Source organism: Albibacillus kandeliae, assembly GCF_003116585.1.
Classification (GTDB): Bacteria; Pseudomonadota; Alphaproteobacteria; order Rhodobacterales; family Rhodobacteraceae; genus Albibacillus; species Albibacillus kandeliae.
Window position 1 is genome coordinate 284,753 of the sequence record NZ_QEHM01000008.1, and the last position, 15,750, is coordinate 300,502.

Annotated in this window: 13 protein-coding genes; all 13 read left to right on the plus strand. The window is 67.0% G+C overall.

Annotation, left to right across the window (positions count from 1 at the left end; translation table 11 throughout):
* Window positions 1–143: 143 nt before the first annotated feature.
* A complete protein-coding gene (locus DDT93_RS19200; protein WP_109467491.1) occupies window positions 144–1,415 on the plus strand; it encodes a flavin-containing monooxygenase in 1,272 nt (423 codons plus the stop codon).
* A gap of 19 nt (window positions 1,416–1,434) precedes the next feature.
* The gene (locus DDT93_RS19205) at window positions 1,435–1,848 is read left to right on the plus strand and encodes a RidA family protein (RefSeq protein ID WP_109467492.1); all 414 of its coding nucleotides are present in this window, start codon (window positions 1,435–1,437) and stop codon (window positions 1,846–1,848) included.
* Window positions 1,849–1,852: 4 nt separating this feature from the next.
* Window positions 1,853–2,527 carry a DUF1028 domain-containing protein gene (locus tag DDT93_RS19210; RefSeq protein WP_109467493.1) on the plus strand — a complete coding sequence of 225 codons (675 nt, stop codon included), beginning with the start codon at window positions 1,853–1,855 and terminating at the stop codon, window positions 2,525–2,527.
* Window positions 2,528–2,602: 75 nt separating this feature from the next.
* Window positions 2,603–4,087, plus strand: a complete 1,485-nt coding sequence (locus DDT93_RS19215; RefSeq protein ID WP_109467494.1) for an aldehyde dehydrogenase — start codon at window positions 2,603–2,605, stop codon at window positions 4,085–4,087.
* A gap of 151 nt (window positions 4,088–4,238) precedes the next feature.
* The gene (locus tag DDT93_RS19220) at window positions 4,239–5,192 is read left to right on the plus strand and encodes a LysR family transcriptional regulator (RefSeq protein ID WP_109467495.1); all 954 of its coding nucleotides are present in this window, start codon (window positions 4,239–4,241) and stop codon (window positions 5,190–5,192) included.
* 167 nt (window positions 5,193–5,359) lie between these two features.
* The gene (locus DDT93_RS19225) at window positions 5,360–7,429 is read left to right on the plus strand and encodes an oxidoreductase (RefSeq protein ID WP_109467496.1); all 2,070 of its coding nucleotides are present in this window, start codon (window positions 5,360–5,362) and stop codon (window positions 7,427–7,429) included.
* Window positions 7,430–7,521: 92 nt separating this feature from the next.
* Complete coding sequence (locus DDT93_RS19230) at window positions 7,522–8,556, plus strand: ABC transporter ATP-binding protein (RefSeq protein ID WP_232825506.1); 1,035 nt, start codon at window positions 7,522–7,524, stop codon at window positions 8,554–8,556.
* The gene (locus DDT93_RS19235; protein WP_109467498.1) at window positions 8,553–9,431 is read left to right on the plus strand and encodes an ABC transporter permease; all 879 of its coding nucleotides are present in this window, start codon (window positions 8,553–8,555) and stop codon (window positions 9,429–9,431) included. The genes DDT93_RS19230 and DDT93_RS19235 overlap by 4 nt, the downstream gene beginning before the upstream one ends.
* The gene (locus DDT93_RS19240; protein ID WP_109467499.1) at window positions 9,431–10,237 is read left to right on the plus strand and encodes an ABC transporter permease; all 807 of its coding nucleotides are present in this window, start codon (window positions 9,431–9,433) and stop codon (window positions 10,235–10,237) included. The genes DDT93_RS19235 and DDT93_RS19240 overlap by 1 nt, the downstream gene beginning before the upstream one ends.
* A 39-nt stretch (window positions 10,238–10,276) precedes the next feature.
* Window positions 10,277–11,296 (plus strand): extracellular solute-binding protein, encoded by a 1,020-nt coding sequence (locus DDT93_RS19245; protein ID WP_109467500.1) that lies wholly within the window; start codon window positions 10,277–10,279, stop codon window positions 11,294–11,296.
* A gap of 67 nt (window positions 11,297–11,363) precedes the next feature.
* The gene (locus tag DDT93_RS19250; protein WP_109467501.1) at window positions 11,364–12,986 is read left to right on the plus strand and encodes a GMC family oxidoreductase; all 1,623 of its coding nucleotides are present in this window, start codon (window positions 11,364–11,366) and stop codon (window positions 12,984–12,986) included.
* Window positions 12,976–14,637, plus strand: coding sequence for an amidohydrolase (locus DDT93_RS19255; RefSeq protein WP_109467502.1), 1,662 nt, complete (start codon window positions 12,976–12,978; stop codon window positions 14,635–14,637). Before DDT93_RS19250 ends, DDT93_RS19255 begins: the two co-directional genes overlap by 11 nt.
* Window positions 14,634–15,749, plus strand: coding sequence for an acetylornithine deacetylase (argE, locus tag DDT93_RS19260; protein ID WP_109467503.1), 1,116 nt, complete (start codon window positions 14,634–14,636; stop codon window positions 15,747–15,749). The genes DDT93_RS19255 and argE overlap by 4 nt, the downstream gene beginning before the upstream one ends.
* Window position 15,750 lies beyond the last annotated feature (1 nt).

The window sequence follows — 15,750 nt, forward strand, 5'->3', positions numbered from 1 at the left end:
AATCGACCTGCGATCAGGCATTAGGCCCTGCCTAACCCATGCTCAGGAAGTCTGTGCTTTTAACCGAAGCCAGGCAGCGCCAGATTTCGGCAAAACCAGCCGGGTCCGAATGGCGGCCCCGCAACAGGAGGCCGATTTCGAAGATGACGGTTGAGAAGACAGAAACCCTTGTCGTGGGCGCCGGTCAGGCAGGTATCGCGGCAAGCGAACACCTGAGCGCCTGTGGCATTCCCCATATCGTTCTCGAACGTCACCGCATTGCCGAGCGCTGGCGCTCCGAACGCTGGGATTCGCTGGTGGCGAACGGCCCTGCGTGGCACGACCGTTTCCCCGGCATGGAATTCCCCGAGGATGGCCCGGATGATTTCGTGGCCAAAGACAAGGTCGCCGACTACTTCGTCGCCTATGCCGACAAGATCGCCGCGCCCGTCCGCACCGGCGTCGAGGTGACCCGGGTCGCGCGCATCGAAGGGCGTCCCGGCTTTCGCGTCGAGACCTCGCAGGGCGTGATCGAAGCCAATTACGTGATCGCCGCCACCGGCCCCTTCCAGACGCCGGTCATCCCGCCGCTGGTGCCCGAAACCGCTGGCGTGACCCAGATGCACTCCTCGGCCTACCGCAATCCCGGCCAACTGGCCGACGGCGCCGTTCTGGTCGTCGGCGCGGGGTCGTCCGGCGTGCAGATCGCCGATGAGCTGCTGGCCTCGGGCCGTCAGGTCTACCTCTCGGTCGGCCCGCACGACCGTCCGCCGCGTGCCTATCGCGGGCGCGACTTCGTCTGGTGGCTCGGCGTTCTGAACAAGTGGGACATGGAAGCGACCCCCGGCGTCGAACACACCACCATCGCCGTCTCGGGCGCGCGCGGTGGCGAGACCATCGACTTCCGCCGCCTCGCCCATCAGGGCATGACCCTCGTCGGACGCACCGGGAGCTTCGCCGATGGCGCGATCCGTTTCGCCACTGATCTTGCGCAGAACGTGCGCAACGGCGACACCTACCTGATGAAGCTGCTGGACGAGGCCGACGCCTTTGTCGAGCGCAACGGGCTCGACCTGCCCGAGGACCCCGAGGCGCGCCGTCAACTCTCCGACCCCGCCTGCATGACCGACCCGATCCTCTCGCTGGATCTGGCCGAGGCCGGGATCAGCACGATCATCTGGGCCACCGGCTTCACCGCCGATTATTCGTGGCTGCCCGAGGGCGCCCTCGACTCCACCGGCCGGCCCGCGCACCAGCGCGGCGTGTCCTCCGAACCCGGCGTCTACTTCCTCGGCCTGCCCTGGCAGACGCGGCGCGGCTCCTCCTTCATCTGGGGCGTCTGGTTCGACGCACGCTACGTGGCCGACCATATTGCCAAACAACGCGGCTACATGGCCTACACGGCCCCGGCACCGCACGAAACCGTCGACGCCTGACATCCTCTCGGAGACCAAAATGGCCCACACCCGCATCCGCAAGTTCAATACCAAGGACACCTATCCCGAGCAGAAGCTCGACAACGACCTCTGCCAGGCCGTCGTCGCGCGCGGGCGCATGGTGTTCCTGCGCGGCCAGTGCCCGCAGGAGCTCGACACCGCCAAGAACATCGAGAGCCACGATCCGGTCGAGCAGACCCACAAGGTCATGCAGAACATCAAGCAGCTGATGGAGGAATGCGGCGGCGGGATGGAGCATGTCTGCCGCGTGCAGGTCTTCCTGACCGACGTGCGCAACCGCGAGGCCGTCTACCGGACCATGGGCGAGTACATCAAGGGCGTGCACCCGGTCTCCACCGGTCTGGTCGTCACCGCGCTGGCGCGTCCCGACTGGCTGGTCGAGATCGAAGCCACCGCCGTGATCCCGGACTGAGCCGATGACCTTCTCGCTCGTCGCCCGCTGCGCCGAGACCGGCATGTTCGGCATGGCCATCTCGTCCTCCTCTCCCGCCGTGGCCGCGCGCTGCGCCTATGCCCGCGCGGGCGTCGGCGCGGTGGCGAGCCAGAACGTCACCGATCCCACGCTCGGCCCCCTTGCGCTCGACCTGATGGAGGGCGGCCTGTCCGCCCCCGAGGCTGTGGATGAGGTCAGAAAACGTGGCAAGTTCATCGAGTACCGTCAGGTTCTTGCTGTGGACAAGATGGGCCGCACGGCGATCCACTCCGGCCCGAACAGCCTTGGCATCTGGACCCAGGCCCAGGCCGAGAACGTCGCCTCGGGCGGCAACCTGCTGGCCAACGACAGCGTCCCGCAGGCCATCGTGGACGGCTACCTTGCCGCCAAGGGCCATATCGGCGACCGCCTGATCGCCGCCATGCGCGCCGGGCTGGCGGCAGGTGGCGAGGCCGGGCCGGTTCACTCTGCTGGCATGCTGATCGTCGACAAGGTCAGCTGGCCGGTGGCCGAACTGCGCTGCGACTGGACCGAGGGCAACCCGATCGAGGACATCGCCCGCGCCTGGGAGGTCTACAAGCCCCAGCTCGACGCCTACATCCAGCGCGCCCTCGACCCGCGCGAGGCACCCTCCTACGGGGTTCCGGGGGACGAGTAAGCCCGCGTCTCCGCCCCTCTTCGGGCTGCCGTCATGGCACCAGCCGACAATCCACCACTCAACGCGAGGGGCTTCATGACCTTCACCTACACCGAATGGAAAGCACGCGCCGCCGGGCTCACCTTCCGCAACGACCTCTATATCGACGGCGCCTTCACCCCGGCCGCCTCCGGTCAGCGCTTCGAAACCGTCAACCCCGGCACCGGGGAGGTCCTCACCGAGGTCGCGCGCGGTGGGGCCGAGGACATCGACCGCGCTGTGAAATCCGCCCGCCGCGCCTTCGAGGATGGCCGCTGGTCGCGCAAGACACCGGGAGAACGCAAGGAGGTCCTGCTGGCCCTCGCCGCGCTGATCCGCGAGAATATCCCCGAACTCGCCCTGCTCGACACGCTCGACATGGGCAAGACGATCTCCGACAGCTCGACCATCGACGCCCCCGGTTCCGCGCATTTCTTCCAGTGGCACGCCGAGGCCATCGACAAGCTCTATGACGAGGTCGCCCCGACCGGTGGTCGCGATCTCGCCCTGATCCGCCGGGTGCCGCTTGGCGTCGTCGGCGCAGTGGTGCCGTGGAACTTCCCGCTCGACATGGCGACGTGGAAGCTGGCCCCGGCACTCGCCGCAGGCAATTCGGTGGTGCTGAAACCGGCCGAACAGTCGCCGCTCTCCGCCCTCATGCTGGCCGAACTCGCCACCCGCGCGGGCCTGCCCGACGGCGTGCTGAACGTCGTCACCGGCTACGGCGAGGACGCGGGTCAGGCGCTTGGCCGTCACCCGGATGTCGATTGCCTCGTCTTCACTGGCTCCACCGCCGTCGGCAAGCTGTTCCAGCGCTACGCGGGCGAGAGCAACATGAAGCAGGTCTGGCTGGAAACCGGCGGCAAGAGCCCGAACCTGATCTTCGCCGACGCCGACCTCGACGCAGCCGCCGACATGGCCGCATTCGGCATCTTCTTCAACCAGGGCGAGGTCTGCTCCGCCAACTCCCGGCTGCTGGTCCATGCCAGCGTGAAGGACGAGCTGATCGACCGCCTGCGCGACCGCGCGTCCAAGGTCGTCCTCGGCGACCCGCTCGACCCGGCCACCACGATGGGCTCTCTCGTCGACCGCGCCCATGCGGAGCGTGTCATGGGCTTTGTCGAGCGCGCGAAATCCGACGCAAGGCTGGTCTGCGGCGGCGAGCGGCTGACGCTGATGGGGTCCGACGCCTACGTGACGCCGACGATCTTCGACCGGGTCGAGCCCGGGCACGAAATCGCCCGCGACGAAGTCTTTGGCCCGGTCCTCGCGGTGCAGACCTTCGAGACCGACGACGAGGCGATCCGCATCGCCAACGACTCGGTCTATGGCCTCGCCGCCTCGGTCTGGACCCGCGACCTGACCCGCGCCCTCTCGGTCTCGGACGCGCTGTTCGCCGGGACCGTTTCGGTCAACACGGTGGACGCGCTCTCGGCCATGACGCCCTTTGGCGGCATGAAGCAGTCGGGCTTCGGCCGCGATCTCTCGCTGCATTCCTTCGACAAGTACTCGGCGCTCAAGACCACCTGGATCAAGTATTAACCTCCTGCGATCAAAACGGAAAACGGCGCGTCGAAGACCTCGGCGCGCCGTTTTCCGTTCCTGGCGCGGCCCACGTAGCACCACCGCAACCTTGACTGGTCCCTCCATGTCGCTTAGCCCCAGCCTAACGCGTCACACCAGAGGCTTTGCTGTGCCCTTACGCTTCACCCTGCGCCAGCTCGAATACTTCGTCGCCGTGGGCGAGGAAGGGTCCATTGCGCAGGCGGCGGGCAAGGTGAATGTCTCCTCGCCCTCCATCTCGGCCGCGATCACCCAGATGGAGGCGGAGTTCGGGCTCCAGCTCTTTGCCCGCAAGCACGCGCACGGCCTCGCCCTCACCCAGGCCGGACGGCAGTTCCTCGTTCAGGCCAAGACCGTGCTGGCCGAGGCGGACCGGCTCAACAGCCTCGCCAACGAGATCACCGGCCGCGTCCGTGGCCCGCTCAACGTCGGCTGCCTGCTGACCTTTGCCCAGATCGTCCTCCCCCATCTGCGGCGCAGCTTCATCTCGCGCTTTCCCGAGGTGCAGTTCCACCAGTTCGAACGCGACCAGCAGGCCATCTTCGACGGGCTGCGCGACGCCGAGATCGACATCGCCCTCACCTACGACCTCGATATTCCCCCGGATCTCGAATTCGTGCCGCTGTTCAACCTGCCGCCCTACGCGCTGCTGCCCGACACCCACGACCTCGCCAACCGCCGCATGCTCTCGCCCGAGGATCTCGCGCCCTACCCGATGGTCCTGCTCGACCTGCCGCACTCGGGGCCCTACTTTCTCTCCTTCTTCGCCGAGGCCGGGATCGAGCCGAACATCGTCGAACGCACCCGCGATCTCGAGGTCATGCGCTCGCTGGTCGCCAATGGCTTCGGCTTCTCCATCGCCAATATCCGCCATACGTCCGAACGCGCGCCGGACGGCAAACCGCTGCGATTCGTGCCGCTTTCGGACCGGTTGCGCGCGCTGAGGATGGGGATGGTTCTGGCCGGAGGGGTCAAGAACACCCTGACCGTTCGGGCGCTCATCGACCATTGCAAAGAAAACCTGACGCCCGAACTGACGCCCGGCCTGAAAGTGCGCGGCGCAGGCGGTTTCCGGGACGCGTGATGAATTTTCACGCAGTTTTGGGACGCGCCAACGGGATAGGCGCTGCCTAAGTCAAGCTTCCGAATTGCTTAATTTACCCAAAGCCGCCGGTCGGGGACTTTGGATCCGCGCGCGGGTGCTTGCCACGGCCCCGCGCTTCACCAGTACTAGCCAGGGAAGACAGCCAATTGCGTGATCCGCGCTACGATATCCTGTTCGAGCCGATGCAGATCGGTCCTCTCACCGCCAAGAACCGGTTCTACCAGGTCCCGCATTGCAACGGTGGCGGCTATCGCGACCCCTCGGCCGCGGCGGCCATGCGCGGCATCAAGTCCGAGGGCGGCTGGGGCGTGATCTTTACCGAGCAGTGCGAGATGCACCACACCTCGGAAATCACGCCGTTCATCGAACTCCGCCTCTGGGAAGACAAGGATATCCCTCAGCTTGCCAAGATGGCGGGCAAGATGAAGGAGCACGGCGCGCTTGCGGGCATCCAGCTGGCCTATTCGGGCATCAACGGCCCGAACCTCTATACCAAGGAGGTGCCGCTGGCGCCCTCCGCCCTGCCGATCCGCACCTTCACCAACGATCCGGTGCAGGCGCGCGCGCTCGACAAGCAGGACATCCGTGACCTCCGCCGCTGGTTCGTGAACGCAGCCAAACGCTCGCAGATGGCCGGGTTTGACCTGATCTGCCTCTACGGCGCGCATGGCTTCGGCATCTTCCAGCACTTCCTGTCCCGCGCCACCAACCACCGCTCGGACGAATACGGCGGCTCGCTCGAGAACCGCTCGCGCTTTGCCCGCGAGGTGATCGAGGACATGCGCGAGGCCGTGGGCGAGACGATGGCACTGACTCTGCGCGTCAGCCTGGACGAGACCATCGGCGAGCTCGGCTTCTCCAACGCAGAGGTGCGCGACTTCATCGAGATGAACCGCGACCTGCCCGACCTCTGGGACCTCGCGCAGGGCACGTGGGAAGATTGTTCCGGCCCCTCCCGCTTCAAGGAAGAAGCGGCGCAGGAGACCCTCGTGCGCGGCATCAAGGAACTGTCGGACAAGCCCGTCGTGGGCGTCGGCCGCTTCACCTCGCCCGATGTGATGGCCAAGATGATCCGCACCGGCACGCTCGATTTCATCGGCTGCGCGCGCCCCTCCATCGCCGACCCCTTCCTGCCGAAAAAGGTCGAGGAAGGCCGCATCGAGGACATCCGCGAGTGCATCGGCTGCAATATCTGCATCACCGGCGACATGACCATGTCGATCAGCCGCTGCACCCAGAACCCGACCTTCATGGAGGAATGGCGCAAGGGCTGGCACCCGGAACGGATGAACGCCAAGGGCAAGAGCTCCAACGTGCTGGTGGTCGGTTCCGGCCCCGCCGGGCTGGAAGCCGCCCGCGCGCTGGCCGAACGCGGCTATGACGTGGCGCTGGCCGAGGCCGGCACCGAGCTTGGCGGCCGCGTGGCGCGCGAATGCAAGCTGCCGGGGCTTTCGGCCTGGGGTCGCGTCGCGGATTACCGCAAGTACCAGCTGAGCCAGAAGACCAACGTCGAGACGTACTTCGACAGCCCGCTCTCGGCCGAGGAAATCCTCGAGTTCGGGTTCGAGAACGTCGCCATCGCCACCGGCGCGACATGGCGCCGGGACGGCGTCTCGCGGCAGCACGTCGTGGCCATGCCCATCGACGCGGCCATGCCCCTGTTCACCCCGGACGACATCATGGCCGGGCAGCGCCCGTCGGGCCACGTGGTGATCTTCGACGACGATCACTACTACATGGGCGGCGTGCTGGCTGAACTGCTGATCAAGGAAGGCTGCAAGGTCACCCTGATCACGCCCTCGGCCTTCGTTTCGGACTGGACCAACAACACGCTGGAACAGTCGACGATCCACCGCCGCCTCGCCGAGATGGGCGTCGACATCGTGCTGAACCGCGGCGTCGCCGAGGTCGCGGCCGGTCACGTCGTGTCGAACTGCGTCTACACCGACACCACCCGCAGCTACGACTGTGACGCCGTCGTCATGGTCGCCTCGCGGCAGGGCAACGACACGGTCTTCGAAGCGCTGAAGGCGCGGCAGGCGGACTGGGTCGATGCAGGCATCAAGACGATCAAGCTGATCGGCGACGCCAACGCCCCCGGCCCCATCGCATGGGCGACCTACGCCGGGCATCGCTTTGCGCGGGAACTCGACGGAGAGGACATCGGCGACGCCCTGCCCTTCCGCCGGGAAATCACCGAACTGGCCCTGGACTGACGGGAATGATCCGGGCCGGTACCGGCCCGACGAGGAAAGGCACCGACTTGGAAACGCGCAAAAAGGCAGTTGAAATCAGGCAGGTCTCGAAGATGTTCGGGACCTTCCAGGCCCTCGAGACCGTCTCCTTCGACATCTACGACAACGAGTTCTTCACCCTGCTCGGCCCCTCGGGCTGCGGCAAGACCACGTTGCTGCGGATGATCGCGGGGTTCGAGGAACCGTCCACCGGGCAGATCGTGCTGCACGGCAACGACATCCAGGCCCTGCCGCCGCACAAGCGCCGGGTGAACACGGTGTTCCAGAGCTACGCGCTGTTCCCGCACATGACGCTGGAACAGAACATCGCCTATGCGCTGGAGAACCTTGGCTGGCCCAAGGAGATGATCCGCGCCCGCGTGGCCGAGATGCTGGACCTCGTCCACATGTCCAAGTTCGCCCGCCGCAAGCCGCAGCAGCTCTCGGGCGGCCAGCGGCAGCGCATCGCGCTGGCTCGCGCCCTCGCGCCCGAGCCCGAAGTCCTGCTGCTGGACGAGCCGCTCTCCGCGCTCGACCTCAAGCTCCGGCAGGCCATGCGCGAGGAACTGCGCGCCCTGCAACGCCAGACCGGGCTGACCTTCGTCTTCGTCACACACGACCAGGAAGAGGCGCTCGACATGTCCGACCGCATCTGCGTGCTGGGCGACGGGCGGATTCAGCAGCTTGGCACCCCGCGCGAGGTCTACGAGGATCCGTCGAACCGTTTCGTGGCGCATTTCATCGGCGAGACCAACTTCTTCGACGTGGACGTGCTCTCGGTCGAGGGCGACATGGCACGCGTGCGCACGCCGCTCGGCCTCGACCTCACCGCCTCGCAGAAACACGTCGCCGCGGACCAGTCCCGCGCGACCCTGTCGCTCCGCCCCGAGAAGATCGGGCTCGAAGAGCAGGCCACCGGCGAGATCCTCACGGGGACGGTCACCTCGACCAACTACCTTGGCGGCTACACCTACTACGTGATCCGCGTGGGCGAGGCCGACATCCGCGTCTCGCGCCGCAACGCGATGAGCCATGTCCCCTCGCTCGCCGAGGGCGCGACCGTCCGGCTGGGCTTCCTGCCCGAATCCGCAAGGGTGCTCGGCCAATGAGGGACTTCCGGTTCTGGGGCCTGCTGCCCGCCCACGTGCTGATGGCCCTGACGCTGATCGTGCCGATCCTGATCATCGTCGCGGTCTCCTTCTCGACCCGGGGCGCCTATGGCGGGTTCGAGTTCACCTTCACCACCGACGCCTATCGCCAGATCCTGTTCAACGAGGGCTGGACCGGCGAGCTGGAGTTCAACCCCCAGTATCTCTACATCATCGGGCGCACCGTCCTGCTGGCCTGCTGCACCACCTTCCTGTGCATGGCGCTGGCCTTTCCCATCGCCTACTGGATCACGCTGCAGGGCCACAAGGCGCGCGTCATCCTCCTCTTCGCCGTGACCCTGCCGTTCTGGGTCTCGATGATCGTGCGGGTCTATGCCTGGCTGATCATCCTCGGCAACGACGGGGTGATCGAAAAGGGCCTGCGCCTGACCGGGCTGGTCGACGACCTGCCCAGTCTGCTGTTCAACAACGGCGCAATGCTGGCGGGGATGGTCTATTCCTACATCCCGCTGATGATCCTGCCGGTCTTCGCCTCCATCGAAAAGCTGGACCCGGCCCTGATCGAGGCCAGCCACGACCTGCACGGCAGCCGCTGGGTCACGCTGCGCCGGATCATCCTGCCGCTCTGCTGGCCGGGTCTGGTCGCCGGGGCCATCCTTGTCTTCGTGCCCTGCCTCGGCGCGGTGCTGGAGCCCGTGCTGCTGGGCGGCGGCAAGATCCTGATGATGGGCAACCTGATCCAGATGCAGTTCGGCGGTGCCCGCAACTGGCCCTTCGGCGCCTCCATCGCCATCGTCCTGATGTGCCTCGTGATGGTCTTCCTGCTGCTGAACGGCCTGCGCGCCACCCGCAAGGCAATGGAGGAGATGGCCTGATGTCGCACCGTACCGACGTTCGCCGCTACCGGGGCCTCAGCGGCTTTGCCGTTGTCTTCTTCCTGTGGCTCTACCTGCCCATCGCGGTGGTCATCTTCTACTCCTTCAACGAGAACCGGCTGGTCTCGGTCTGGACCGGCTTCTCGCTCAAGTGGTACGCCGCCGCCCTCGATAACCAGAACCTGATGAACGCCGTGCGGACCTCGCTCGAGATCGCCGCCATCGCCACCGTCTTTGCCACCACCATCGCCCTGATGGCCGCGCTGGTGCTGGTGCGCGGCAAGGGTGTCAGGTTCCGCCGTGTCTCGGAAACCATCGTCAACCTGCCGCTGGTCCTGCCCGAGATCGTGCTCTCGGTGGCGGTGCTGATCCTGTTCAGCCAGATCGGATTCGCCAACGGTTTCGCCAAGCTGGCAATCGCCCACACCACCTTCTGCACCCCCTTCGCCTTCCTCCCGATCCGGGCCCGGCTGCAGGGCATGGAGATGGATTTCGAAGAGGCCTCGGCCGATCTCTACGCCAACAAGTGGACGACGTTCCGGCGGGTGACGCTGCCGCTGATCGCCCCCGGTGTCTTCGCCGGCGCGATGCTCGCCTTCGTCATCTCGATGGACGATTTCATCACCTCGAACATGCTCAACACCGGCGGCGCGACCACCCTGCCCGTCTACATCTTCGGCCTGATCAAGCAGGGCACCACGCCCGAGCTGAACGCCATCTCGACGCTCATCATCCTCGTCTCGCTGGCCGTTGCCGCGCTCGCCCTGTTCATACAGGGGCGCGGCGGGTCGATGACCGACACCTGACCAACCAACTGCACCACAAGTTCCCAACAGGAGAAACCAATGAAAAAGATCCTTCTTTCCACCGCCGCCACGCTGGCATTCGCCGGGGCCGCCCAGGCCGAAGGCAAGCTCAACCTCTATGTCTGGTCCGACAGCATCGCGCCCGAGCTGATCGAGAAGTTCGCGAAAGAGAACGATGTTGAAGTCACCGTGGACGGCTTCAACTCCAACGAGGACCTGCTGACCAAACTGCAGGCAGGCGCCTCGGGCTACGACCTCGTCACCCCCTCCCAGCACTTCGTCAAGATCATGGTCGACCAGGGCCTGCTCGAAGATATCGACGCCCATGACCTCGCCGCCTATGCGCAGGTCGACGAGAAATGGCGCGGCCAGTGGTGGGACCCGGAGAACGACTACTCGATTCCGCTCGCCTACGGCACCGCGGGCTACACCGTGAACCGCGACATCTATGACGGCCCCGTCGACAGCTGGGCGACCTACTTCGAGGCCCCCGAGGCACTGAAGGGCAAGATCGCCAGCCTGAACTACCCCGACGAAGTGGTGGGCGCCGCCCAGCTCTACCTCGGTGTCGAGTTCTGCTCGGAAGATCCGGCCGAGATGAAGAAGGTCTATGACCTGCTCGCCGCGCAAAAGCCCGACGTGGCCGTGTTTGCCTCCGACAACATCGAGAACCGCATCGGTTCGGGCGAGGTCGGCGCGCATTTCTGGTGGGACGGCAACTCGCTCAAGACGCGCAAGAACGACGGCGCCCCGATCGAGTTCGCGATGCCGAAAGAGGGCCTCGTGGGCTGGCTCGACTCGATGGTGGTGCCTGCGGGCGCGGCCAACGTGGACAACGCCAAGGCGTTCATCGACTTCATGTCGACCCCCGAGAACGCCACGATCCAGTACAACTACTACGCCCACTCCTCCCCGGTCGCCCTCGATCTCGACAAGGCAGAGTACACCCCCGAGAACGCGCCGGAACTGTTCCCGACCGTTCCCGTGGAATTCTCCCGCGCCTGCTCGCCCGCAGCGCAGGATCTGGTGACCAAGGTCTGGACCCAGTTGCTCCAATAAGCCCCTCAGGGAGGGCCCGCGCGGCCCTCCCGCACTCCTCTTGCACATCTGACTACACGGGGGTCCCATGACCGCAGACCTGTCTTTCGACTACATCATCGTGGGCGCAGGTTCCGCCGGCTGCGTGCTCGCCAACCGGCTGAGCGCCGACCCGAAGATGCGGGTCTGCCTTGTCGAGGCGGGCGGAAGCGACAAGAACCTGCGCGTGCGCGTCCCGGCGGGCATCCTCTCGCTCTACGGCGACAAGACCTACGACTACGGCTACATGGGCGTGCCCCAGCCCGAGCTGAACAACCGCGCCATCCCGGTGAACCGCGGCAAGGGCCTCGGCGGGTCCTCCACCATCAACTCGATGATCTACATCCGGGGCCACGCGGGCGATTACGACGACTGGGCGGCCCTCGGCTGTGCCGGATGGGGCTACGACGACGTCCTGCCGGTGTTCAAGGACCTCGAGCGCAACGTGCTCGGCCAGGACCCGGCCTACCACGGCACCGAGGGCGAACTGCTGGTGGACAACCAGCGCGACCCGAACCCGGTGTCGCGCCTGTTCGTCGAGGCCGCGGCAACGCAGGGCATCACCCCCAACGACGATTTCAACGGCGCCGAACAATTCGGCGCTGGCATTTACAACGTCACCCAGAAGAAGGGCAGCCGCTACAACAGCTTCCGCGCCTTCGTTGAACCGATCCGGTCGCGGCCCAACCTGACCATCCTCACCAAGGCCGAGAGCCGTCGGCTGGTGCTCGACGGCAATCGCGTTTCCGGCCTCGTCATCGCCCGCGAGGGCCGCGAGGAGACGCTGACCTGCCGGGGCGAGGTCGTCCTCAGCGCCGGGGCCATTGGCTCTCCCGCCCTGATGCTGGCCAGCGGCATCGGCCCCGGGGCAGCCCTCAAGGCCGCCGGGCGCACGGTGCATCATGACCTCCCCGGGGTCGGTCAGAACCTGCGCGACCACATCGACGGGATGATCACCACCCGGTCGGGTTCACGCATGACCCTCGGCCTCTCGGTGCCGAACCTGCCCGCCATCCTCGCCTCGCCGCTGCGCTACTTCGGGATGCGCCGTGGCATGCTGACCACCAACTACGTCGAGGCGGGCGGCTTCGCCCGGACCCGCTATGCCGACGACCGGCCCGACATCCAGTTCCATTTCGTCCCCGGCTACCGCAGCCATCGCGGCCGCGTCGTGGAATACGGCCACGGCTATGCCATCCACACCTGCGTCCTGCGCCCCCGCAGCGTCGGCGAACTGCGCCCGCAGGGCAATGGCACCGGCTTCGAGATCGACCACCGCTTCTTCACCGACGAGGCCGATGCCCGCGTGCTGGTCGAGGGGATCAGAATCGCCCGTTCGATCTTTGCCGCGCCCCAGCTCGACGCCATCCGCGGCAAGGAGATGCTGCCGGGTGACAAGGTGCAGAGCGATGACGAGATCCTCGCCTACCTCCGCGCCGAGGCGCTGACAGTTTTCCACCCGGTCGGCACCTGCAAGATGGGCACAGACCCAATGGCCGTGGTGGACCCGCGCGACCTGAAGGTGCAGGGTATCGCCAATCTCCGCGTCGCCGATGCCTCGATCATGCCCACGCTGATCGGCGGTAACACCAACGCACCCTCGATGATGATCGGCGAACGGGCCGCGCGCGCGATGCGCGCCGCCGGAAAGGACACCCGCAATGCAGCCTGACCTGATCCTGCACAACGCCACCGTCCGCACGATGGATGGCGACCGGCCCCTTGCCTCTGCCGTGGCGGTGGCGGGCAACCGCATTGTCGCGGTGGGCGATGAAGACGAGGTGACCGCGCTCGCCGGGCCCCAAACGCGGATGATCGACGCGGGGGGCGGCACCCTGCTGCCCGGCTTCTACGAGAGCCACCTGCACCTCTTCGCGGGCGGCGTGTCGCTGTCGCAGTTGAACGGTGCGGCGATCTTCGGGGCCGAGGCGCTGCGCGAGGCGGTCCAGGCCTTTGCTGCCGCCAACCCCGAGGCCGACCTGCTGGTCGCCTACGGCGCCAACTACACCATGTTCGGCGACGACGTCCGCATCTCGCGGCAGTTGCTGGACGACGCCATCGCCGACCGCCCCTTCTACATGATCGCCTGCGACTTCCACACCGGCTGGGGCAACAGCGTCGCGATGGAGCGCGCCGGGCTGCTGCAGGGCCGCGACGTCGGACCCAGCTCCGAGGTCGTCATGGACCCGGACGGCACCGCCACGGGCGAGCTGCGCGAGGGCGGAGCCATGTCCCTGATGCTGGCGCTGAAATCCACCGGCTCGCGCGAAAACCTCGGAATGGCCGGGGCCGAGCCCGACAGCGTCACCGAAGCCGAGCGCGAGGCCGATATCGCCAGCCTGCTGGAGGGGATGGAGTACTGCGCCCGCCACGGGATCACCAAGCTGATCAACATGGACGGCAACCGCTACCAGCTGGAACTGCTGGCCGAGATGGAACGGCGCGGCACGCTGCCCTGCCGCATCGAGGTGCCCTATCGCATCCCGATCGACGCAGCGGGCGACCCGGTCGGCAAGGCGGTGGAGATGACCCGCGACTTTGCCACCGACAAGGTGTCCTGCGGGCGGGTCAAGATGTTCATGGACGGCGTCTTTGACAGCTGGACGGCGCTGAAACTCGAAGACTACCCCGACCGCCCCGGGTTCCGTGGCGAACCCATCGTGCCGCCGGAACTCTTCGCCCGGCTCTGCACCGAGGCTGACGCGGCGGGGCTGCAAATCTCGGTCCACGCGGTCGGCAACGGCGCCGTGCGCCACGTGCTCGACGGCTACGAGGCGGCAGCGCGCGCCAACGGCCCGAGGGACAGCCGCCACCGGGTCGAGCATATCGACAACATCCACCCCGACGACCTGCCCCGCCTCAAGGCGCTCGGCTGTGTCGCCTCGATGCAGCCGGTGCATCCGCCGGGCAGCGCCGGTCTGCCGCTGGAACCGACCGTCACCCTGATGGGGCGCGAGAACTGGCCCTGGGCCTTCAACTGGCGGGCCATCGCCGACGCGGGCGTGCCGCTCTGCTTCGCGACCGACTGGCCGATCTCGCCGTTGGACCCGCTCTACGCGATCCAGTGCGCCCTGACCCGCAAACCCTGGGCCGACGGCCTGCCCGACCCGCGCATCGGCCTCGACGAATGCCTTGCCGCCTATACCTCCGGCGGCGCCTTCGCCGCCTTTGACGAGGACCGGCTGGGCCGCATCGCCCCGGGTATGCTGGCCGATCTCGTGCTGCTGGCGGGCGATCTTGAGACCCTGCACGACGACGGCGCGCTGCAGGTGCGGGCTGTGCTGACCATCTGCGACGGGCAGATCACCCACGAGGCCGCATGACCACGCTCGACATCCTCGACCGGCTGATCGCCTTTCCGACGGTCAGCGCAGACAGCAACCTCGCGCTCGTGGACTGGGTCGAGGACTACCTGCGCCAGCGCGGCGCCACGGTGCACCGCATCCCCGATCCGACCGGGCGCAAGGCGGGTCTCTTCGCCAGCCTAGGGCCAGCGGGCGACGGCGGCGTCATGCTCTCGGCCCATACCGACGTCGTGCCGGTCGCCGGGCAACCCTGGACGCGCGATCCCTTCCGCCTCTCGCGGGAGGGCACCCGCGTCTACGGGCGCGGCACCACCGACATGAAGGGCTTTGTCGCCGCCATGCTGCGCGCCGCCGACCTCGCCTCCGCGCGCCCCCTCGCCGAGCCACTGAAGCTGGTGCTCTCCTATGACGAGGAAGTCGGCTGCGTGGGCATCGCCGAGATGATGCCGGCCCTGCTGCCGCTGGTGGGCCGGCCCCGTCTCTGCATCGTGGGCGAGCCGACCTCCATGCGCATCGCCACCGGGCACAAGGGCAAGGCCGCCTACCGCGCCACATGCCACGGCGAGGCCGGGCATTCGGCAATGGCCCCACTGTTCCGCAACGCCCTTCACCTTGGCGCGGATGTCCTCGGGGCGCTGCGCGGGCTGCAGGACGACCTTGCCGCCAACGGGGCCCGCGACGCGGCCTACGAGGTGCCCTTCTCCACCGTGCACGCGGGCAAGATGGCAGGCGGCACCGCGCTCAACATCGTGCCCGACCTCTGCACCATCGACTACGAGATCCGGCACCTCGCCGCCGAACCGCTCGAACCGATGGAGGACAGGCTCACCGCCGCCGCCCATCAGATCGGCCATGTCACCCTTGAGCGAACCAATGCCTACCCCGGCCTCGATGTCGCCCCGGATGCCCCTGCGGTTGCCGCGCTCTCGGCCCTGCTGCCTGATGCGGAACTGACCAAGGTAGGGTACGGGACCGAGGCCGGGCACTTCGACGCGGCGGGCATCCCGACGCTGGTCTGCGGCCCCGGCAACATGGATCAGGGCCACAAGCCCGACGAGTTCATCGAGATCGCCCAGCTCGCCGCCTGCGACCGGATGATGGACCGCCTCGTGGAAACGCTCTCCGCCTGAC